Genomic DNA, 21,169 nt, shown 5'->3' on the forward strand with positions numbered 1-21,169 from the left:
ATCGGCTCGTGGTACTGGCCTGGATGACCATAATCGCCCCCGCCGGCGCGCAGGACGTACCGCCTCCGGCGTATCAGATCGCAGCTCACCGGGCTGGCATTCCCTCTGCGGTGCTGTATGCGGTGGCGTTGCAGGAGAGCGGCCTGCAACGCGATGGCCGGCTGGTGCCGTGGCCCTGGACCCTGAATGTGGCGGGCGTGCCGCACCGCTTCAGTTCCCGCGCCAAAGCCTGTGCGGGTTTGCAAAAGGCGCTGTGGGAGGCTCCCCACACACGGGTCGACGTCGGCCTCGGCCAGATCAATCTGGGTTATCAGAAGCACCGCTACCCGCAGCCCTGCGATCTACTCGACCCGTATCGCAACCTCGCTATCGCAGCGGAAATTCTGCGCGAACAGCACACCGACGGCGAGGACTGGCTGCTCGCCATTGGACGCTACCACCGCCCGGCAGGTGGGGCACCGGCTGCCCGCTACCGCATGAGTGTGCACAAGCACCTGCAGCGCGTGCTCGGCGGCGCCCTCGCTGAAAACTCCCTCAGGAGAAAACCACTATGAAGCTCCATCCTCCTCTGCGAATCGCCGCCCCATCGCTGTTCGGCCTGCTATGCCTGGCCACCGGGGGAGCGCTCGCAGACGCCGCCTCGTTGATCGTGGTCGAAGACCGTGGCGGTGTTTCGGCATGGCCCTACTACCAATCACTGAATCTACGACCACGCCAGGACCAGCCGTTAGCCCCTTCCCTCTCCGCACCTCATCCGTCACAGCAACGTTTCAGCGAAACAGACATGCTGCCGGTTCGTTCCGGGCGGCTGTCGCCGGGGGAGGAGCCGCGCAGGGTCATCCAGGCCTCCGGGCTGCGGCCAATGTTTCTGGTCGGCGATGACGACCACTCGCGCCAATGGTTACGCGAGCGTGCAGCAATCCTGGGCGAATTGAATGCGGTCGGCTTGGTCGTCAACGTGGCATCTGCAGACGCCCTTGCCACCTTGCGCGGGCTGGCCCCGGGCCTGACACTATCGCCGGTATCGGGCGACGATCTCGCAGAACGTCTGGGGTTGCGCCATTACCCCGTGCTGGTCACTGCCACCGGCATTGAGCAGTGAGCCGCTCGCCATGGCCCAGCCTCATGCGGTGGAAGTCCTGCTACGGCCAGCGGTGGAGTTGTACACGGTGGCCGTCTGCGCCGCCGCCGCGCTTCTGTGCCTAGTGGCGCCATGGTCGCTCGCGTTAAATCCACTGCTGGGCCTGGGATCAGCCCTGGCGTTCCTGGTGTTTGGCATTATTCGGCTCCGTGAGGCACGGTTCATCCTGCACTATCGGCGCAATGTCCGCCGTCTACCGAAGTACGTGATGACCAGCCGCGCTGTGCCGGTCAGTCAGCAGCGCCTGTTCATCGGCCGAGGGTTTCGCTGGGATCAGCGGCACACGCATCGGCTGATGCAAACGTACCGCCCCGAGTTTCGTCGTTATGTGGAACCCACGGCCGCCTACCGAATCGCCCGCCGTTTGGAAGAGCGGCTGGAACTCGCACCCTTTCCACTCTCAAAACTTGCCCGACTGACGACCTGGGACAGCCCATTTAATCCGGCGCGGCCGCTACCTCCAGTCGGTGGCATGCCGCGCCTGCATGGCATTGAACCGCATGAGGTGGACGTCACGCTGCCGCTGGGGGAACGGGTTGGGCATTCACTCGTCCTGGGCACCACGCGGGTGGGCAAAACAAGACTCGCCGAGCTGTTCATCACTCAGGACATCCGGCGGCGTAACGCAGTTGGCGAGCACGAAGTCGTCATCGTCTTCGACCCCAAAGGCGATGCGGACCTGCTCAAGCGCATGTATGTCGAGGCTAAACGCGCCGGGCGCGAGGGCGAGTTCTATGTTTTTCACCTCGGCTGGCCAGATATTTCCGCCCGCTACAACGCCGTGGGACGGTTTGGTCGCATCAGCGAGGTGGCCACGCGCATTGCCGGCCAACTCTCCGGCGAGGGTAATTCCGCGGCGTTTCGCGAGTTCGCCTGGCGCTTCGTCAACATCATCGCCCGTGCACTCGTCGAGCTGGGGCAGCGGCCCGACTACCTGCTGATCCAGCGGCACGTGGTGAACATCGATGCCTTGTTCATCGAATACGCCCAACACTACTTCGCGAGCAACGAGCCGAAGGCCTGGGAAGTCATCGTGCAGATCGAGGCCAGGCTCAACGACAAGAACATTCCCCGCAACATGATCGGCCGCGAGAAGCGCGTCATTGCACTCGAACAATACCTGTCACAGGTCAGGGTCTACGATCCGGTGCTGGACGGGCTCAGATCTGCCGTACGCTATGACCGCACTTACTTCGACAAGATCGTCGCCTCGTTGCTGCCCCTGCTGGAAAAACTCACGACCGGAAAAATTTCTCAGTTGCTGGCCCCGGACTATGCCGATCTGGCCGACCCCCGGCCCATTTTCGACTGGATGCAGATTATCCGGAAGAAAGCCGTGGTTTATGTGGGCCTCGATGCGCTCTCGGATGCCGAGGTTTCAGCCGCCGTGGGCAACAGCATGTTCAGCGACTTGGTGTCGGTCGCTGGACACATCTACAAGTTCGGTATTGACGATGGTCTACCCGGCACGGCGTCTGGGGTCAAAGTACCGATCAACGTGCACGCCGACGAGTTCAACGAACTGATGGGTGATGAGTTCATCCCTATGGTCAACAAAGGCGGCGGTGCCGGTCTCCAGGTCACCGCCTACACGCAAACGCTCAGTGACATTGAAGCGCGTATCGGCAACCGCGCCAAAGCCGGTCAGGTGGTCGGTAACTTCAACAATCTGTTCATGTTGAGGGTGCGAGAGACCGCGACCGCCGAATTACTCACGAAGCAATTGCCCAAGGTTGAGGTATACACCACCTCACTGATGAGCGGTGCGACCGACAGCTCCGACATTCACGGCAAGACCGATTTCACCAGTAACACCCAGGACCGCATCACGACGACGAGTGTGCCCCTGCTCGAACCCGCCCATATCGTCGGTCTGCCCAAGGGGCAGTGCTTTGCACTGATCGAAGGCGGCAACCTCTGGAAGATTCGCATGCCGCTACCGGCACCCGACCCTGACGAAGTGATGCCTAGGGACCTGCAGCAGCTTGCTGGGTACATGCGCCAACACTACGTCGAGGCGGGTGACTGGTGGGACAGCAAAGCACTACCGGGCCTGCAGGATGCCCCTCTGCCTGATGACCTACTTGACGGGTTCCGGCATATGGCGACCGCCGAAGTGGATGCTGAAGAGGCGCAACCGTGAGTGACCCGGCCAACACAGCGCAGCGCCAGCAGACCCAACAGCAGGGTTTGATCACCGGCATCATCACGCTGCCATTCCGGTTTGTGGCCGTGCTGTTGGGGTCTTTGTTTCTGTCCATCGTGATCGAATGTGTGGGTATGCACCTGTTCTGGGCCGATCAAGGCTGGCGGCACGCGCAAGGCATGCTGGACTACGAACTGACGCAACTCTCACAACACTTCACACGCAGCGCCGTGGTGCAGGAACCGGGACAAACGGCGTCCTGGTTGGTAGAAACGGCTTACCAATGGGTGTTCGTCAAAAGCGGGCTCATTGACTGGATGCGCGACGCATCGGCCAAAGCCAGTTCACCCAGCCAGGGAACGGGTCGGGATTTCCGTTTTTATCTGAGTCAGGTTTATGTGTACCTGGAGAACGATCTGATCGCCAGTGCGTACACGCTACTGGTGTTCCTCGTCCGGCTGCTGGTGCTGGTACTGACCATCCCACTATTCCTGATGGCAGCTTTCGTCGGACTGGTCGATGGCCTAGTGCGGCGGGACATCAGGCGCTTTGGTGCGGGCCGTGAGTCAGGCTTTGTCTACCACCGGGCAAAGGCCAGTCTGATGCCTCTCGCCGTCATGCCTTGGGTCCTTTACCTGACCCTGCCCGTCAGCGCACACCCGCTTCTTATCTTGGTTCCCTGCGCAATTTTGTTAGGTGCCGCAACAGACCTCGCAGCAGGCAGCTTCAAAAAATACCTATAAGTGCTGACCGGTATCTCAGGCCAGTAATGCCTGCGCCGCCTCCATTTGCTCGTGCTCAAACGCTGGAGCAAAATCGTCCAACTCGCTCGCTTGCAACCCCACCACTGCACTGAGCGCAATCTGCCGCCAGTCCAGCACGGCGTCATACACTTCTGCCAGCACGGCCAACGCATCCTCCCGACTCAACGAAAAATAGGTGCTCCGCGCCAGCAGCATCTCAAGATCGGTGATCGGTCCATCCTCCTCCGACAGCCAGGTTTTCGACTCTCGCTCTTTGTCCGGGAAGGGATTGACGTCGAATGCCGGTGCCAGCCGCCAGAGCCCCTTTTCCACATGAAGAAAGCCATGGTTCTGCAGGTGGTCATCCACATTGGTGATCAGTAGGTTAAAAACCAGTCGCCGCCACAGCTGCTGCACATCTGCGGTCGGTGCATGCCCCACGGAACGGATAGCATCGGCAATTTCGGTATAGCTTCGATCCTCTTCGCGCGACGCCTGCAGCAAAGACGCGGCGGACTGGTATGGAATACGCCCATCAGCACCATCGCGATCGAAACGGCGGATGATAGCGACCGGTACGCCATCCAGCTCTATGATACGGGCCGGCGCGGCATTGATACCTGCTTGTTTTGCCAAGCATAAGGCCAGCACTTCGCCGCGCGTCACGCTACGGGTGTCGCCCACGCTTGGGAATTTTCCAATGGCGAGTGCGCCATCCTCATCGACCACCGTGCTCTTGGGGCGCATCCCGCCGAGCGATGTGCCTTTGCCCTGAAGGTAACGCAAATCTTCAGTGCTTTCCTGACCTTTCTCAACTGCCCGGCTGGCCTGGTAGATGCGCTGCAATTCCAGCAGTGGCGGTGTAGCGCGCCGCCCATCTTCAATCGTCCGGCAATAATGTCCGTTCTGATCGCGCAGTCTCAGCGCGCCGATCCGGCTGAAATCGTCAACCGCCAGCAGGTAGTCCATCTCTGTCAGCGACGCGAGCGATGGATTACCCTTACGACGCTTGGCATGGTCACGTGCGATGACCCGGCGTCCCCAAGCGTCCGGTGTCGTATCGGCAATGGCGAAATGAAAGACCGAATCGTGAGCTGAGGGAGCTCTACGTGGCTGATAGCCCGAGATCAGGCTGAGATCGGCAGAAACATTGAACCCCTCCTGATTCCCCAACCATCCCTGCTCATAGGCAAAGGTGGTGTTCTCACGGCGTCCCTGCTTGACGTAAATAAGAGTGCCAACAGGTATTCCCGCCTTACCAAGACAGACCTGGACTTGCTGGCGAACTGAAGTAACCGATTTCATAATGCCCCCGATGCCGGCGGTTTACTGCGTACACGTTTAGGCAATTGTTCATCCATCAGCGTCAACCCGATGTCGTCGTGCGCCGTATCCAGCAGGTTGGCCAGCGCCTGTACCTCACCGAACACGTGCAAGGCGCGGGCGAAGAAATGAATAGGCACCCGCATATCCCCTTTCTCCATGCGCCGAACAGTGGACACAGAAGCTCCCATTCGCTCTGCAAGCGAGGCCTGTGAAATCCGTCGACGCCTGCGTGCAAGCTCAATGTCGCTGCCGAGCTTGCGGAGCGCCCGCTCGACGGGCAACGGCAATGGTGTACTCATTTATCATCCTCATAGGAACGCTTAAGGCTATTATCAGTTCCCATGAGAACAATTACCTCACGCCTCGTTACTGTTGTCAATAAACATCCCACGGGAGCGCTAATAAGCGATTAGCACTCCAATCAGAATGCTAAAGTGAAATCTGACAATATATCTGCCCTTAGCGTCCACGATTTCGATACGCAGAGACACAGATGAAGAGATAGCTGTTCTGCGATGAAACAGTCGCCCCTGCCACTCTCTTCAGAATGCACAACGCAACACCACCGAAAAAATGTAGGTAAGGAAAGTGGTGAGGAGTAACTCCCCATTGTTTGCGGCTTTCCACCAGCCATCCCCGCAGCATCGAGCCATTCGAGTCCATCGGAAATGGCGCAATGGCAAGGTTTCACAATTCGGCTTACGCATGGCGACGTCCTGTCGTAGCGTTGCTGCTCACCAATCTCTTCATCACACAGCTCGCCGCCGCAGCTGACGATGGGTATGAGCGTGAACACCTGGCGGCCGTCGCCCGCCAGCTCGACCTGCTTGACCGTCTGGCCAAACAATCCGCCAGCACCGCCCCCGAGTCACGCTCCCGCTATCACTTCGACTATCGGCGTCTGGATGCCGACCTGCAGCGCATGCGGTCGGGCATCAACGACTACCTGACGCCTCAGCGTGCACAGCCACGCGATCCCTCTGCACTGCTTGGCGATTACCGCCAGGACGCCGAACAGGAGGATGACCGATGAACGCCAACCAGCTTGCCGCCTTTCAGGCCAATACAGGCTTCACCCCCTCTGCTGTCGCCGGCGTACTGCTCGGCGCCGTGTTCGCAACCCTGCTGCTGTGGGGCGTATGGGCCCTGCGCACAGCCTATGTCGGCTGGTCGGAACAGCGGATTTCCCAGCGTCAGTTCGTCGGCGTTGCGGTGAGGTTTATCGCGATGTACGTGGTGCTGACTTTTTTCCTGCTCTCCTAACGCAAAGGCTCACATCATGAACCTGCTCTCGTATCGCTTGCATTCGGCACGTATGGCCGTCCTGGCCTCGGCATCCACACTCGCCATGCTGCCGACGTTTGTCCGGGCCGACCTCCCAACCCTGGAAGATCCGTCGAGGGGCACCGGCTCCGGCATCATGGAGACGCTGCGCAATTACGGTTACGACATCGTGATGCTCGTTGCCTTGCTGGTGGTCGCCTCGATGTTTGTCGGTGTCTGCTACCACGCCTACGGTACCTATGCGGAAATCCACACGGGCCGCAAAACCTGGGGGCAATTCGGCCTGACGGTGGCCGTGGGCGCCGTCCTGCTGGTCGTTGGTGTCTGGCTGCTCACTGAAGCCACCGGCGTGCTCTAGGAGTCATGCCATGAGCACGCATCAGGACATTCGGCCTGACGGGACGGTGGTGTTTCTTCCACACCGTCTCAACCGTCACCCCGTGGTCGTCCGCGGCCTTACCGCGGATGAGCTGTGGATCTGCGCCGGGCTGTCGGCGGCAGGCAGCCTGGTGGTTGGCGTGCCGCTGGCCTTTGTATTTTCGACGATCGCCATCGTGCCCACGGTCATCATGCTGGGCATCGCTGCCGGGGTGTTTGCAGGTGGCGGCATGCTGCGTCGCCAGAAACGTGGCAGACCCGATACCTGGCTGTATCGCCAACTGCAGTGGCGTATTGCACAGCGTCATCCAGCCTTAGCGTCATTTGTGGGCGCGCACGCGTTAGTGATCCGATCGGGTTACTGGAGCACGCGCAGGAGCAAGGCAGCGTGAGCCGGTTCAAGAACGAAATCACTCACCTCCAGTCGCACATCAAGACCTTGCGGCTGGGGCTTGGCGCACTACTTGTTATCGCCTTGGTGATGGGCGGCGGCTGGTGGAGCGCACCGCGTGACCTGACCGTGCACGTCCCGCCCGACCTGCGCTCCGGCAGTACCCGGAAATGGTGGGAAGTGCCACCCGAAAGCGTCTACGCCTTCTCGTTCTACATCTGGCAGCAACTCCAGCGCTGGCCCACCAACGGTGACGAAGACTATGCGCGCAACATTCATGTACTGGCGCCCTACTTCACCCCCGCCTGCCAGACCTTTCTGCGCAATGACTATGAATACCGCCGTACGGCAGGTGAGTTACGCCAGCGGGTACGAGGCATTTATGAAATTCCGGGGCGTGGCTACGGCGAGAACCCGGCCCAGCGGGTGAAAGTCGTCTCCGACCGCGATTGGATCGTCACGCTTGATGTGACGGCGGATGAGTACTACGGCGCCGAGCAGGTCAAACGAGCGCTGGTTCGTTACCCGCTCAAGGTCGTACGGGTGGACGTCGACCCCGAGCGCAACCCGTTCGGCCTGGCCCTGGACTGCTACAGCGGCGCGCCGCAACGCATCATCAGCCCCGACCCCGTCACACCTGCCAGCACCACGCCGGGCGGGCTGGGTGGCGCTATGGGAGAGACGCCATGAAACACCTGCTCTGTGCCTTCAGCCTGCTGCTCACCGTTGTGCTGTCGCCGACAGTCCACGCCGTGGAGATCCTGCGCTGGGAGCGCCTGCCCCTGGCGGTTTCCCTGGTCGTGGATCAGGAGCGGATCGTGTTCATCGACCGCAACGTCCGCGTGGGTGTGCCTGCTTCACTCGCCGGACGCCTGCGGGTACAAAGTGCCGGTGGTGCACTCTATCTGCGCGCCAGTGAGCCCATCGAACCAACACGCCTGCAACTGCAGGATGCTGACAACGGGACACTGATCCTGCTGGACATCGCGGCCGAGCCCGCTCGGGCAGGCCAGGCAGCGATGGAGCCCGTGCGCATTGTTGAGGCTGAGGGCCCTGCTCAACGCTACGGCGAGGCGCAGACATCTCAGGACAGTCATGACAGCGCCGACACGACCAGCCCGCCTCGTGCTGCCCGTGAAACACCTGTGTCCGTGGTGCTGACCCGCTACGCCGCGCAGCACCTGTACGCCCCACTGCGCACAGTCGAGTCCGTTCCTGGCGTGACGCGCGTGAACCTGCGCCGCCATCTGCCCCTAGACGCGCTGCTGCCCACCCTGCCCGTTCAGGCCAGAGCCATCGCCGCCTGGCGGCTGGATGATCTGTGGGTGACCGCCGTCAGGTTGGCCAACAGGTCGACCCGCTGGCTCGCCCTGGATCAGCGCGAACTGCAGGGTGATTTCATGACCGCAACGTTTCAGCATTCAACCCTGGGCCCTGTCGGTACCCCGGAAGACACCTCGGTGGTTTACCTGGTGACCCGAGGGCATGGCCTGGCCGAATCTCTGTTGCCGGCAGTCAGCCCGATCAATGCAGCGCTGAATCTGCCGTCCCCCTCAACGCCTGCCCCGAAGGACGGAGTTCGTCATGAAAGGTAACGGTCTGCTGAAGTGGCTGATGGTGCCCATGGCGCTCTTGCTAGTGTTCGTCGGGATCAAGCTGTTTTCTGGCGGTAACGACCAACCCGCCCATGACGGCACTCCCCGGCTGACGCCGCAAGAGGCAAAGGCATTGGGTATCGAAGGCGATACGCCTCGCGACACCGTGGCGACGCTGGTAGGTCAGGTCAAACAACTGCGTACCGAATTGCAGGGTGCGATGGCGGACAACAAAACGCAGAAGTCTGAAAACGAGCGGTTGCGTCAGCGTGAAGGCTCAATTGACCGGCGCATCCAAAGTGCGCTGGAGACTGAACGCAACCAGTTGCGCAACGACCGTGAGCAGGTCTCCGGCGAGCGGCAGCAAGCTCAGGGCTTGCTGCAAGACCTGCAGCGCCAAATCGAAGGGCTGTCCAGTCAGCGTGGCGATGCCGACCTTCCCATCGGTCTGGGCCTGAAACCCGGGGACGGTGATGGACTCGGCAGTGACGGTATTCACTGGATTGAACCGGACGATGCCAGGCGCGATGGCAAAAGTAGCGCCTCTGGCAAGCGCGACAGCTTCAGCTTCCCCACCCGTTTCGGGCCCGCGCAGAAGACGCTGGAAGCGACCCGGGAGACCGTCGTGGAAGCTGGCAGCAAGGCGACGGGTGTGTCCACCGCAACGCCGGTTTACACCGTGCCGACCAACGCGACGCTGATGGGCTCGATTGCGATGACTGCGTTGATCGGGCGCGTGCCAGTGGACGGTACGGTGAATGACCCTTACCCGTTCAAGGTCCTCATTGGTCCCGACAACCTCACCGCCAACGGCATCGACCTCCCCGAGGTGTCCGGCGCGGTGGTCAGCGGTACCGCATCAGGCGACTGGACGCTGTCCTGCGTGCGCGGCCAGGTCCGCAGTGTGACGTTCGTGTTCCATGACGGCACCATCCGCACCGTGCCCGAAGAGGGCGAGCGCGGTGGCAACCGGCGGCAGGACAACAGGGGCAGCAACGCTACCCAGGAGGGCCTGGGCTGGATCAGCGATCCCTATGGCATCCCGTGCGTATCCGGAGAACGCCGCAGCAACGCCCAGCAGTACCTCGGCAGTCAGGCACTGATTACGGCGGCGGGTGCCGGGGCCGCATCGCTGATCAAATCGGACAATGACAGCGTCGCCGTGGTGGCCAACAACAACGGTTCGATGGGCACCGTGGGTATTACCGGCAACGAAGCGGTGGGCCGCATCCTCGCGGGCGGTGTGCAGGACATGTCGCAGTGGGTGAACAAGCTCTACGGGCAGGCCTTCGCAGCCGTCTACGTCAAGCCCGGCGCCCAGGTCGCCGTCCATCTTGAACAACCCCTCACCATCGACTACGCCCCCAAAGGTCGTCGCGTCGATCACCGTTTAGGAGGAGCTCCCCATGCGCAGGATCTGGATTAACGGCCTAACGGTCCTCATGGTGGCCGTGGCCTTGGCCGGCTGCTCGACCAGCAAGGAAAAGATGCTGCCGCATGACGGCAACACCATGCTCGATATCTGGAACGAGGAGACCGGCGGTGCCGCGCGTGGCGGGCAGAGTGCCCAGCAGTTGCTGGACGCCCGGCAGTCGCTGCGCCGGTCACTCACGCAAGACGATGTGAACGCGGCGTCGACTGTCAACGCAAGCTATACCCGCACCGCACAGAACGAGATCTACCGGCAGTTTCACCGCCTGCCCAATCCGGACCTTGTGATGTACGTCTTTCCCCATCTGGCAGGCACTGATCCCGCTCCCGTTCCCGGGTACACGACCGTCTTTCCCCTGTTCCAGCGAGTCCAGTACGCCATGCCCGGTGAGCGGGTCGAGGATTACTGATGCGCTGGCCATTCTCCCGCGTACCTGAGACAACTCAGACAGACAGGCCAACGCCGGATGCCTGGGAGCGGCATGTTGCCGAACTGCAAGCGCACGGTATTCCGGTACCGGGCAAGATCGGCGTCAGGAGGCAGCGTTCCGCAACACAGGCCGACGAACAGGCACTTTATGACGTCGCGCCCTCGTTCGCCGACCTGTTGCCCTGGGTCGAATACCTGCCGGATTCAAAATGCATGCTGCTCGAAGACGGCGTCTCCGTCGCGGCATTTTTTGAATTGATGCCCGTCGGTACGGAGGGACGTGAGGCAGCCTGGCTTGCGCAGGCGCGCGACGCCCTGGAAAACGCGCTACAGGACAGTTTCGATGAGCTGGATGACTCGCCCTGGGTCATGCAACTTTACGCTCAGGACGAGACCGACTGGAACCCGTACCTTGCCTCCCTGCGCAGTTATCTCCAGCCACGGGCACAGGGCAGCGCCTTCAGCGAGTTCTACCTGCGCTTTTTCGGTCACCATCTGCGGGCCGTTGCCAAGCAGGGCGGCCTATTCGAGGACCTCACAGTCACCAAGTTACCTTGGCGCGGCCAAACGCGCCGCGTCCGCCTGGTGGTGTATCGGCGTGCTGGGAGTACGCCCGCCCGACGCGGGCAATCTCCCGAGCAGGCGTTGAATGTCATCTGCGACCGGCTGCTCGGCGGCCTGTCAAATGCGGGCATACGCGCCCGTCGCCTGCAGGCGGCAGATATTCGTGCCTGGCTGGTGCTTTGGTTCAACCCGCGGCCGACGATGCTCGGCCCCACGTTAGAAGACCGCGAACGCTTCTACCGCCTCACGGCCTATCCGACGGAGTCCGAACCCGGCGGGCTGGAACTGGCCAGTGGTACGGATTTCGCGCAGCGTCTGTTTTTCGGCCAGCCCCGCTCTGACGTCGAAAACGGCCTGTGGTACTTCGACGACCTGCCCCACCGAACCGTTGTTGTCGACCGGTTGCGCACGCCGCCCAACACCGGGCACATCACCGGGGAAACCCGCAAGGGCGGTGATGCGATCAATGCCCTGATGGATCAGATGCCCGAAGACACCGTGATGTGCCTGACGATGGTCGTCACGCCGCAGGACATTCTTGAGGCGCACCTGAATCACCTGGCGAAAAAAGCGGTTGGTGAAACCCTGGCCTCGGAACAGGCATTGAAGGACGTCCAGCAGGCGCGTGGCCTGATTGGCAGTGCACACAAGCTGTATCGCGCCTCGCTGGCGTTCTACCTGCGGGGTCAGGACATGACAGACCTCGATACCCGCGGTCTGCAACTGGGCAACGTCCTGCTCAACGCAGGCCTGCAACCGGTACGCGAAGAGGATGAAGTCGCGCCGCTCAACAGCTACCTGCGCTGGTTGCCCTGTGTCTATGACCCGGGCAAAGACAAGCGTCAGTGGTACACGCAGCTCATGTTCGCGCAGCATGTAGCCAACCTGGCACCGACTTGGGGGCGCAGTGCCGGCACCGGCCGCCCCGGGATCACCTTCTTCAACCGTGGCGGCGGCACCATCACCTTTGATCCGTTGAACCGACTCGACCGCCAGATGAATGCACACCTGTTCCTGTTCGGCCCCACCGGTTCAGGCAAGTCGGCCACGCTCAACAACATCCTCAACCAGATCACCGCCATCTACCGGCCACGGCTGTTCATCGTGGAAGCCGGTAACAGCTTTGGCCTCTACGGTGAGTTCGCCGCGCGTCTGGGGCTGACGGTGCATCGCGTCAGGCTTTCGCCCGGTGCAGGCGTGAGCCTTGCGCCCTTCGCCGACGCCTGGCGCCTGGTCGACACGCCCAGCCAGGTCCAGACACTCGATGCCGACGCGCTCGATGAAGAATCCGCCGAGGGCGATGCCAGTGCTGACGAGCAACGTGATGTGCTGGGTGAACTGGAGATCACCGCACGATTGATGATCACCGGCGGGGAGGACAGAGAGGAAGCCAGGATGACCCGTGCCGATCGCAGCCTGATCCGTCAGTGCATCCTCGAGGCCGCCCATCGCTGCGTGATAGAAAAACGCACGGTACTGACCCGTGATATACGCAATGCGCTGCGCGAACGCGGTTGCGATTCGACGTTACCCGAGACACGTCGTACTCGTCTGCTGGAAATGGCCGATGCGATGGACATGTTTTGCCAGGGCGTCGATGGCGAGATGTTCGACAGGCCGGGTACGCCTTGGCCGGAGGCCGATATCACGGTTGTCGACCTGGCCACGTTGGCGCGCGAGGGCTACAACGCGCAGCTGTCGATTGCCTACATTTCGCTGATCAACACCGTCAACAACATCGCCGAGCGCGACCAGTTCCTCGGCCGCCCGATCATCAATGTCACCGATGAAGGCCACATCATCACCAAGAACCCGCTGCTCGCGCCCTATGTGGTCAAGATCACCAAGATGTGGCGCAAACTGGGCGCCTGGTACTGGCTGGCCACGCAGAACCTGGACGACCTGCCGAAAGCCGCCGAGCCCATGCTCAACATGATCGAGTGGTGGATTTGCCTGAGCATGCCACCCGACGAGGTGGAGAAGATTGCCCGGTTTCGTGAACTGAACGCCTCGCAGAAGGCCCTGATGCTGTCCGCACGCAAGGAAGCCGGAAAATTCACGGAGGGGGTGATTTTGTCAAAATCAATGGAGTTGCTGTTCCGTGCGGTACCGCCCAGCCTGTACCTGGCGCTGGCAATGACGGAACCCGAAGAGAAAGCCGAACGTTTTCAGTTGATGCAGCAGCACGGCATCAGTGAACTGGAAGCCGCGCTACGCGTTGCCGACCAGATCGACCGGGCGCGGGGCATCGAGCCGCTGCGCTATGACCTGTTTGATTGACGTCGAGGATTCCGCCATGCCTTCGCCCACTTTCCTCCTCTACCGTCGGTGGCCGTGCGGAGTCTGGCTGCTGGGGTGGGTGATTGCTGGCCTGCTCGTGCTCTGGCTTTGGTCGTGGGCCGACGAGTCGCATGAGTCAACCCACACGTCGGACGCCACCGCTGCCCAGCACCCGACCGGCCCACCCTGGCGCTATGGACGCATGAATGCGCGCTTCACCATTGTCGAATACGCCGACTTCGAATGCCCCTACTGCAAGGCCTATGACCCCATCCTGCGGCATTGGATCGACCAGCACCCGGAGGTGAATCTGCAATGGCACCACCTGCCGCTAGCCATGCACGAGCCGGCAGCGACTCGACAGGCGCGTCTGGCCGAATGCATCGGCGAGTCCCACGGCCATGATGCGTTCTGGCAAGCCATCACCTGGATCTACCAGCACACCCGCAGCGACGGCCAGGGCCTGCCGCCCGACACCGAGTACCACGGCCAGGACCCAACCGTGCAAGCCTGCCTCGCCAGTGAGCGGCCCAACACCATCATCCAGGGGCAGGCCAACGAAGCACGCCATGGCGGCGTGAGCGCCACCCCGACCCTGCGTCTGATCGACCACCACAGCGGCCAGTCACTGACCCTGGCCGGCCCGGCCGAAGGCGACGCGTTGCTGTCAGCCTTGGACCTATTGGTGTCCAACGGTACAGCGCCAAACGCAGCACAACTTCATCACCAAATGCCTGCCGACGTTGTCGGCGACATGCCCAGATAGCCCGCGGTCTTCAAGGCTATGGCGCGGTTTCGACCGCGTTGACTGCACGCCAGTTCGCCACGCATCCCCCGAGCGAACGGTCATCCGCGCAAGCGGTGGCGGATGCCTATCGTCACTGTCTCCGGAGGGTCCGCCCTCCAGGGACGGCTGCCTCCAATTCCTAAAGGAGGTTCCCATGTCCACATCCCTCGCCATGATCAGTGGTAATGCTTCACTCAATCCCGTCGGCACACCGGACGAAGACCAAATCATCGAACAGGCGTTGGTCATCCTTGAGCAGCGAGTGTTCACTCGTGGCCCATCGCTGAAAAGCCCGGAGGATGTGCGCAATTTCCTGCAGCTGAAAATCGCAGCACAGCCGCATGAAGTCTTTGGCGCCGTGTTCCTCGATTCGAAGCATCAGGTGCTGGCCTACGAGCCTTTGTTCCAAGGCACTATCGACAGCGCCAGCGTCTATCCACGGGTGGTGCTCAAGCGCTGTATGGACCATAACGCCGCCGCTCTGGTGCTCTGCCACAATCACCCTTCCGGCTGCACTGAACCCAGTACGGCGGACGAAACGTTGACCCAGCGATTGAAGGAGATATTGGGGCAAGTCGATATCCGTCTACTGGATCACTTCATCATCGGGAAAGGCGATCCTTATTCGTTCGCCGAACACGGATTGATCTGATCCTCTTCGCGCCAGCTTGCTGACGCTCCAACACCCCATCGGAAGCGATGCTTTCGATGGGGCATCTGCGGTCCACGAAATACCGCGATTCATAGGTGCATGGAAACCGGGCACCTCCCATTTCCGATTGTTTGTCGTCGCGTTAAGCGCGATGCGTTGCACTACCGAGGTCATGAACCACCGGATGCTGCGCCATGTTGTGTTCTCTTTCCCCCGGCCCGATCAGGTGCCTGGCGTTGGCCATTGCGCTGTGTGCCTCTGCGGCTAGTGCAATGGATATCTGGGTCATCACCGACCGCCAACATCGCGTGCAAGGTACACCTGACCGACTGATCGAGCTGGATGCACCCGCGCGTATTGAAGCCGAACTGTCGACCGATCTTCCAAGTGATGTCCAGCAAGCGTCACTCTTGGTACAGCAGCGCCTCAAGCACGGCGGCCCCGCGCTGGAGCAGCGTCTGGCGAGGGCCTACCAGGGCGTGACCGATGCCTGGAGCCTGGGCATCACTACCCTTCCCGCCATCGTCGTGGATCAACGCTACGTAGTTTATGGCGAGCCGGGCGTCGCCAAGGCGATCGCACGCATCGAGGCCTACCGTAGGACTCAACCATGAAGTGTGCCCGCCTTCGGCGTACCGGCATCGCCGCCATTTTATTGACGACCGCATCGTCATCGTTCGCGCTCAACACCGCGACAATCGTGTCTTCCACTTTGTCCCCATCATGCCTGGAGTACCGGATCGTAGGGATCTGCTACTGGCTGTTCTGTACGCCGTTCGGCTGCTCGGTGCGGACGTCCACCAAGGTGCGCCACTACATTCCGGATGCCGTGGTTTCGAATTACTCCAACACCGGTGAGAACCCGTGGAGCGAAGTGCGGGCCATGAGTGCCCCCAACGTGACGGCCCAGGCAGGCGGCGACGGCACGACGAACCATGACAATGAAAGCAACATGGCGAAGTTCAAGAACGCCGACGTGATCGGCCATCCCGGCGGCCATGTGTTCGGCCAATTCGCCAGCGCCTCAGGTTACGCCTGCAAAGGTGCCGGCACCGCGTTTATGCCATACCTGCTGAGCACGCTCGACACTATCGCGTGGCGCTACAACATCCCCGAAATGGTGTACCCCGAAGCACTGACGCCCGGCGAGCGCGAGATCGGCACACGCAGCACGTTCAACCTGTGGGGCGCCGTCTATCCGCGCGGCGGATTTCTACATCAGGTCGACGATTACAAGGCCGGCGCCGTGGTCGCCCAACGCGCCGGGGACATCGTCACCCGGCGGGGGCAATTGCATGTCTATCAGCCATTGCTCGCGAACTCGCAGCCCGGTTACTGGCCGGCCGGAGCGCTGGAGGAAAGCAATGCCTCGACCGGCAAGTGGCAGGAGCTGACGCCGCGTCTTTCCAACCGCTGCGTGGTGTTCCCCCACAGCGAACCGCTGGCCCAGGCCCAGCAAGGTGATTATGCCTGGGCGCTTTGGCGCCCATACAGCTGTTGCGAACGCCGCGGGCAGACGTTCCTCGGCAGTACAGACTTCAACTGAGGGGAAAACAATGAAGCGTCCTGTCACCCTCTTCCAATTGCCGTTGCGGTGGCAGGTAACCCTTCTGGCCAGCGCGCTGGTGCTGGTCAGCAACCTGGTATCGGCCCAACCCGACGGTTTCCAGAACAGCGGCAGCGTGATTAGCGACGACCTCATGTATTCGATTGGTGGCGGCAGCGCGGTGTCCATGAGCCGCGCGGCCGGCATGCATTCTCTCGGTGTGGGCGCAGGCTGGAACAGCAACCTGATGTGCGGCGACATGGACATCAGCACCACGATCCAGAACCAGCTCAACGGCCTCACCAATGGCTTTCAAAACATCATGAGCAGCGTGATCCAGAACGCGACGAGCGCGGTAGCATCGTTGCCGGCGCTGATCATTCAGCGGGCAGACCCCGGCCTCTACAACCTGTTGACCAACGGTATTCTTCAGGCCAGGCTCGATTTCGATCGTTCCAAACTGACCTGCCGCGCGATGGCCGAGAAGATGGCCGACACAGCAGGCGGCCAGATGGGCTGGAATCAACTCGCCGAGGGCATGGCGTTGCGCCAGGCGGTGGCGAACACTGACGCGGTGTTGGCCATCGAACAGGCGGAGACCAGCCGGGGCAAGGATGGCGTGCCTTGGGTGGGCGGCGGCAATGCTGGCGGTGCCGGCCAGCCGTCGATCAAAGTGATCAGCGACGTAACGCGTGCCGGCTACAACCTGGTCAATGGCCGCAGTGCAACCGACCCAACATCCATCGACCCGGCGAGCTGCAATAGCCTAGCCTGCCAGACCTGGTCGTCGCCGCAAGCGGCCACCGACTGGGCCACACGCGTGCTCGGCGAACAGGAGCAGCGCACCTGCGAGACCTGCACCAAGACCCAAACCGTGCCAGGCGTCGGGTTGACGCCGCTGATTCAGGAAGAGTACGAGACCAAGCTGGAAACGCTGCAGGAATTGATCAGCGGCGCCCGCCATACCACCTCTGAGAACTTGCGTGCAGCTGGCAGTACATCCTTGCCGGTTACCCGCGGCGTTATCGAAGCCCTACGTGACGAGCCCGACCAAGATGTCCTCGCCCACCGCCTAGCGTCCGAGGTAGCGCTGGCGTCGGTACTGGAAAAGGCTCTGCTGCTGCAGCGCACACTATTGACCGGCAAGAAAGAACCCAACGTCGCAGCCAACCAGTTGGCCGTCGAAGCGGTCAATCATGAAAGCAACACACTCGACCGCGAGATCCTTAACCTCAAAACCGAATTGGAGATCAGGCGCGAGCTGGCAAACAACTCGCCGATGACGATCATTCAGCGCCATGGCACGCGCGCGTCAGGCTCGCGTGGTATCTACGAGGGCGACCCGGTGCCGGATCGCCTCGACCAGTTACAGCGCTCCCATCCAGGAGGCACGCCATGAACGCAGCATGGCTACGGCCGCGCTGGCTCCTCAACAGCCGCGTCGCTAGGGCATTGCTATGGACGCTGCTGCTCGTTGCGCTGGCAGTGGCGGCCAACATCGCCGGCCTCTATCTGGTCGGCAGCATTGCCGGCTGGGAACGCTGGCTGGCGAACGCGGCTGGCTACTTCCTGCTGTGGCGGCTCTGCCTCTACGGGGCGACTGTCTATGGCTGGGTGTGGATGCGCCGTCGGCTGCTGACACGCGAGTCGGATGCCTCGGCACGGCGCCGGCTGCGACGTACCGAGATCGCCGGCCTCATCGCGATCGTCGCACTGGAGGCCGGCCTGCTGATGCAGGCGGTCTAACGGGAGACCTCGAACATGACGCTTTTCACCACTGACTATCTGGAGTATTACCTGACCCTCGTGGGCTGGATCGTCCACAACGGCATCTGGTCGGTGCTGGTCTCCAGCGGCGTGTTTGCCATTCCCTTTATAGCCATTATTATCCAGGAATGGCTCAAAGCACGTACTGAAGGGGCCGACGAAGGCAACAAGGGCGTACTGTCCTCGATGCGCATCGAGAACCGCATCTGGGTGGCCATCGTCGTGCTGATGTTCGCCGGCATCCCGTTTATCGATATTGACCTCGGCACGATCAAGTACGACCAGGCGCGATCGGCACAGTGCCAGGTTAATGTTCCGCAACCTACTGATACCGGCTGGTCGCAGTCATTCAGCACGCTCAACAACCAGAGCGCCAAGGTGCCGGTGTGGTGGGCCTTCATACATGCGCTCTCCCGCGCGGTGACAGGGGCCTCGGTGGCAGCGATCCCGTGCGGAACAGATCTGCGGCAAATGAGGATGGAGATCAACACTACGCGCATTGACGACCCCCTCCTCGCGCAGGACGTGGCGGACTTCACCCACGACTGCTATGGACCCGCCAGGGCGAAATTGTTCATGAACCGCCCCCCACTCGACGACGCGCAGATGCATGACGTGACCTGGATCGGCTCGACCTACTTCGTCAACACTGGCGGCTACTATGACACCTACCACTCACGCACGCCGCGCGATGCCTGGCCCTATGACATTGACCGCGACGCGGGCCTTGCGCAGGTGCCCGGCGGGGGCGGCTACCCGACCTGCCAGCAATGGTGGAGCGACAATGGCAATGGTCTGCGGGCACGTCTGCTGGGCCAGGTCGATCCCAGCTTGCTTACACCCCTGGCCGGCTGGGCAGGCTTTCTGAGCCGCAGTGAGGTCGACGACTCGGTCATCCGCGCAATCGCCTCCCCGCGCCAACAGAAGCTCAACCAAGGAACGGTTTACACCGATTATGGTGGCCAGATCGACAAGACCTTGCCGAACATCGTTACCCGCACGGCGGGCGACGTAGGTCTTGCGGTGGGAGCCATTCCTGCATTTCCGGCGATGGACGTGGTGCGTCAAGCGCTGCCGATGGTACTCGCGCTGCTGAAGATGGCCCTGGTGATTTGCATCCCGCTGGTGCTGTTGATGGGCACCTACGACCTGAAGACCGTGGTCACCGTCAGCGTGGTCCAGTTTGCGCTGTTCTTCGTCGACTTCTGGTTCCAGCTCGCTCGCTGGATCGACAGCACCATCCTCGACGCGCTCTATGGCTCGGGCTGGGGTTGGAACCGGCCCGTCACTAATTTCGATCCGGTGATGGGGTTGAATAATGCCTTTGGCGATCTGTTGCTGAATTTCGTCATGGGGACGATGTTCTTGGTGCTGCCTGCGTTTTGGATGACTGCGTTGGGCTGGGCAGGTTTCCAAGCCGGTGCAATCACTCAGGCCCTCGTAAATGGCAGCAAGGACGCGCAAACGGCAGGCGGAAAAGGGGGGGCCTCACTGATGAATGTCGCCAAGAAGTAAAATGAGTTACTCCTACATTTCGTCGTTGGGATCGTGAGGATCGATCCTTGAGCCATCAGGATGGTAAAGGCCAAATCCGAGATTGCCGCTCCGCCATTCAGGTTGCGGCTCATTCCAATTGGTATTGCGGGCCACCCACGCTGCAGCGACGCCGAACACCAACAGCAGAGCCAGCCAGAACGCGGTATAGAGCAGCACAGCCAGTACCGCGAGCTTGACCCCCCAGATCAACACAGCCGCCGCTGGCGTAGGCACGCCTTGCGCAATCAGCCATCCCGATACCCGCCGCTCTCTGCGCACATAAGCACGCCATCTGCGGCCGAGACAGCGGCCAAAGCGTTCTGCATTACTGATGCGAGTTCTCGTGCTCATAGCCATCACCTGCTACGCGCGTTGAACAATTACTCCAGTTTGCTCCAGTCCCGCCGGCTGGTAATTGCCAATGCGTCCCCGTCGTCTGGCGGATTTCCACGACCCAGCATCTTCTCAAACACCGCATACGGATCGGACTTGCTTCCCGAGGAGCGCAACGTTTACTCATCGTTGACCCAAGCATAGACAATCACTTTGGCCCTCGAGTCGTAACGGAAGAACAGCCGAAATCGTCTCCCGATCTTGGCCCGTCGCCAGTGGCGATATTCCGGCCCCAGTGTGTTGCCTTGACGGTACTCATCGCGCGCCGGCTCACCGGGAACGACTTCAAGCATCAGTTGGCTCAGGGCTCGGAACAGCTTGACGTTGGCATTGGATGCAAATCCTATCGGGTCATTCTGCTCCGCGCGCTGCGAGACGGCATACAGTTTCTGCATCTGCTCGATCACACAATCGAGGAAGAGTAGCGTCCATCCATGCCGCTGCATCAGAGCGCCACTTCGCCATCAATCTCGTTGGCCAGATTCACGTCATGCCCAGCCTGCATCAGCATAGCGTGAGCCAGTTCGTCCGGCAACCCGCGAACATGCCGGCCAGCCTCGATATCGCGGGCCAGCAGACTCAGAAACGCGCCGATGGCCGGATCTTCGTGCTCGGCATTCGCGCGGGTGACGACAATCTGCCCATCCTCGCCCAGGTCGAACGCTACCTTGCCGCCGGTATCGACGCCCAACGCCTGACGGATCGGCTTGGGCAGCGTGATCTGGCCCTTCGATGTGAGCGTGGCTAGTTCATGAATGGCTGGCATGGCGTGGCGTGCT

The 21,169-nt window shown here is 61.4% G+C and carries 24 protein-coding genes and 1 pseudogene; 20 read left to right on the top strand and 5 right to left on the bottom strand.

Annotated elements, in window-relative coordinates:
* Positions 1-23 precede the first annotated feature (23 nt).
* The 4 genes from TU76_RS02125 to TU76_RS02140 are packed head-to-tail and all read left to right on the top strand — an operon-like array spanning position 24 to position 4,030.
* On the top strand, positions 24-554 hold the full coding sequence (locus TU76_RS02125) for a transglycosylase SLT domain-containing protein (RefSeq protein WP_231984252.1): 531 nt from the start codon (positions 24-26) through the stop codon (positions 552-554).
* Positions 551-1,102, top strand: coding sequence for an integrating conjugative element protein (locus tag TU76_RS02130; RefSeq protein ID WP_048350979.1), 552 nt, complete (start codon positions 551-553; stop codon positions 1,100-1,102). The genes TU76_RS02125 and TU76_RS02130 overlap by 4 nt, the downstream gene beginning before the upstream one ends.
* Positions 1,103-1,112: 10 nt before the next feature.
* Positions 1,113-3,284 carry a type IV conjugative transfer system coupling protein TraD gene (gene traD / locus TU76_RS02135; protein ID WP_048350980.1) on the top strand — a complete coding sequence of 724 codons (2,172 nt, stop codon included), beginning with the start codon at positions 1,113-1,115 and terminating at the stop codon, positions 3,282-3,284.
* Positions 3,281-4,030 (top strand): TIGR03747 family integrating conjugative element membrane protein, encoded by a 750-nt coding sequence (locus TU76_RS02140; RefSeq protein ID WP_048350981.1) that lies wholly within the window; start codon positions 3,281-3,283, stop codon positions 4,028-4,030. Before traD ends, TU76_RS02140 begins: the two co-directional genes overlap by 4 nt.
* Positions 4,031-4,045: 15 nt before the next feature.
* Here TU76_RS02140 and TU76_RS02145 read toward each other — a convergent pair whose 3' ends face one another.
* Positions 4,046-5,335 (bottom strand): type II toxin-antitoxin system HipA family toxin, encoded by a 1,290-nt coding sequence (locus tag TU76_RS02145; protein WP_048350982.1) that lies wholly within the window; start codon positions 5,333-5,335, stop codon positions 4,046-4,048.
* Positions 5,332-5,655 carry a helix-turn-helix domain-containing protein gene (locus TU76_RS02150; protein WP_024718120.1) on the bottom strand — a complete coding sequence of 108 codons (324 nt, stop codon included), beginning with the start codon at positions 5,653-5,655 and terminating at the stop codon, positions 5,332-5,334. The genes TU76_RS02145 and TU76_RS02150 overlap by 4 nt, the downstream gene beginning before the upstream one ends.
* Before the next feature lie 377 nt (positions 5,656-6,032).
* Between TU76_RS02150 and TU76_RS02155 the strand changes: the two genes are divergently transcribed.
* From TU76_RS02155 to TU76_RS02230, 16 genes are all read left to right on the top strand, one after another.
* Entirely contained in the window at positions 6,033-6,389 is a 357-nt protein-coding gene (locus TU76_RS02155) for an integrative conjugative element protein, RAQPRD family (RefSeq protein ID WP_048350983.1), read from the top strand.
* Positions 6,386-6,619, top strand: a complete 234-nt coding sequence (locus TU76_RS02160; protein WP_048350984.1) for a TIGR03758 family integrating conjugative element protein — start codon at positions 6,386-6,388, stop codon at positions 6,617-6,619. The genes TU76_RS02155 and TU76_RS02160 overlap by 4 nt, the downstream gene beginning before the upstream one ends.
* A 52-nt stretch (positions 6,620-6,671) precedes the next feature.
* Positions 6,672-6,998, top strand: coding sequence for a TIGR03745 family integrating conjugative element membrane protein (locus TU76_RS02165; protein WP_231984246.1), 327 nt, complete (start codon positions 6,672-6,674; stop codon positions 6,996-6,998).
* A 10-nt stretch (positions 6,999-7,008) separates the two neighbouring features.
* Entirely contained in the window at positions 7,009-7,410 is a 402-nt protein-coding gene (locus TU76_RS02170; protein WP_048350986.1) for a TIGR03750 family conjugal transfer protein, read from the top strand.
* Positions 7,407-8,099 carry a PFL_4703 family integrating conjugative element protein gene (locus TU76_RS02175; protein WP_048350987.1) on the top strand — a complete coding sequence of 231 codons (693 nt, stop codon included), beginning with the start codon at positions 7,407-7,409 and terminating at the stop codon, positions 8,097-8,099. The genes TU76_RS02170 and TU76_RS02175 overlap by 4 nt, the downstream gene beginning before the upstream one ends.
* Positions 8,096-9,004, top strand: a complete 909-nt coding sequence (locus TU76_RS02180) for a TIGR03749 family integrating conjugative element protein (RefSeq protein ID WP_048350988.1) — start codon at positions 8,096-8,098, stop codon at positions 9,002-9,004. Before TU76_RS02175 ends, TU76_RS02180 begins: the two co-directional genes overlap by 4 nt.
* The gene (locus TU76_RS02185; RefSeq protein WP_048350989.1) at positions 8,994-10,430 is read left to right on the top strand and encodes a TIGR03752 family integrating conjugative element protein; all 1,437 of its coding nucleotides are present in this window, start codon (positions 8,994-8,996) and stop codon (positions 10,428-10,430) included. The genes TU76_RS02180 and TU76_RS02185 overlap by 11 nt, the downstream gene beginning before the upstream one ends.
* A complete protein-coding gene (locus tag TU76_RS02190; protein WP_048350990.1) occupies positions 10,411-10,845 on the top strand; it encodes a TIGR03751 family conjugal transfer lipoprotein in 435 nt (144 codons plus the stop codon). Before TU76_RS02185 ends, TU76_RS02190 begins: the two co-directional genes overlap by 20 nt.
* Complete coding sequence (locus TU76_RS02195) at positions 10,845-13,709, top strand: conjugative transfer ATPase (RefSeq protein WP_048350991.1); 2,865 nt, start codon at positions 10,845-10,847, stop codon at positions 13,707-13,709. Before TU76_RS02190 ends, TU76_RS02195 begins: the two co-directional genes overlap by 1 nt.
* Positions 13,710-13,725: 16 nt before the next feature.
* Complete coding sequence (locus TU76_RS02200; RefSeq protein WP_048351256.1) at positions 13,726-14,475, top strand: DsbA family protein; 750 nt, start codon at positions 13,726-13,728, stop codon at positions 14,473-14,475.
* 193 nt (positions 14,476-14,668) lie between these two features.
* Entirely contained in the window at positions 14,669-15,148 is a 480-nt protein-coding gene (gene radC, locus TU76_RS02205; RefSeq protein WP_231984244.1) for a RadC family protein, read from the top strand.
* A 194-nt stretch (positions 15,149-15,342) separates the two neighbouring features.
* Entirely contained in the window at positions 15,343-15,762 is a 420-nt protein-coding gene (locus TU76_RS02210; RefSeq protein WP_048350993.1) for a TIGR03757 family integrating conjugative element protein, read from the top strand.
* Positions 15,759-16,694 (top strand): TIGR03756 family integrating conjugative element protein, encoded by a 936-nt coding sequence (locus TU76_RS02215; protein ID WP_048350994.1) that lies wholly within the window; start codon positions 15,759-15,761, stop codon positions 16,692-16,694. The genes TU76_RS02210 and TU76_RS02215 overlap by 4 nt, the downstream gene beginning before the upstream one ends.
* 10 nt (positions 16,695-16,704) lie before the next feature.
* On the top strand, positions 16,705-18,093 hold the full coding sequence (locus TU76_RS02220; protein WP_048350995.1) for an integrating conjugative element protein: 1,389 nt from the start codon (positions 16,705-16,707) through the stop codon (positions 18,091-18,093).
* Complete coding sequence (locus TU76_RS02225; RefSeq protein ID WP_048350996.1) at positions 18,090-18,440, top strand: hypothetical protein; 351 nt, start codon at positions 18,090-18,092, stop codon at positions 18,438-18,440. The genes TU76_RS02220 and TU76_RS02225 overlap by 4 nt, the downstream gene beginning before the upstream one ends.
* Before the next feature lie 15 nt (positions 18,441-18,455).
* Positions 18,456-19,976: a conjugal transfer protein TraG N-terminal domain-containing protein gene (locus TU76_RS02230; protein WP_048350997.1), complete on the top strand. Its 1,521-nt coding sequence runs from the start codon at positions 18,456-18,458 to the stop codon at positions 19,974-19,976.
* A gap of 12 nt (positions 19,977-19,988) precedes the next feature.
* Here the strand turns inward: TU76_RS02230 and TU76_RS02235 are convergent, their stop codons facing one another.
* The 3 genes and pseudogenes from TU76_RS02235 to TU76_RS02245 all read right to left on the bottom strand — a co-directional run bounded on the left by TU76_RS02235 (position 19,989) and on the right by TU76_RS02245 (position 21,156).
* A complete protein-coding gene (locus TU76_RS02235) occupies positions 19,989-20,348 on the bottom strand; it encodes a DUF3742 family protein (RefSeq protein ID WP_048350998.1) in 360 nt (119 codons plus the stop codon).
* A 29-nt stretch (positions 20,349-20,377) separates the two neighbouring features.
* Positions 20,378-20,836 (bottom strand): annotated as a pseudogene (locus TU76_RS02240) (type II toxin-antitoxin system YhaV family toxin).
* Positions 20,836-21,156 (bottom strand): type II toxin-antitoxin system PrlF family antitoxin, encoded by a 321-nt coding sequence (locus tag TU76_RS02245; protein ID WP_048350999.1) that lies wholly within the window; start codon positions 21,154-21,156, stop codon positions 20,836-20,838. Before TU76_RS02245 ends, TU76_RS02240 begins: the two are co-directional and overlap by 1 nt.
* Between the last annotated feature and the right edge of the window lie 13 nt (positions 21,157-21,169).

Origin of the sequence: Pseudomonas psychrophila (genome assembly GCF_001043005.1) — a bacterium.
GTDB classification, from domain to species: domain Bacteria; phylum Pseudomonadota; class Gammaproteobacteria; order Pseudomonadales; family Pseudomonadaceae; genus Aquipseudomonas; species Aquipseudomonas psychrophila.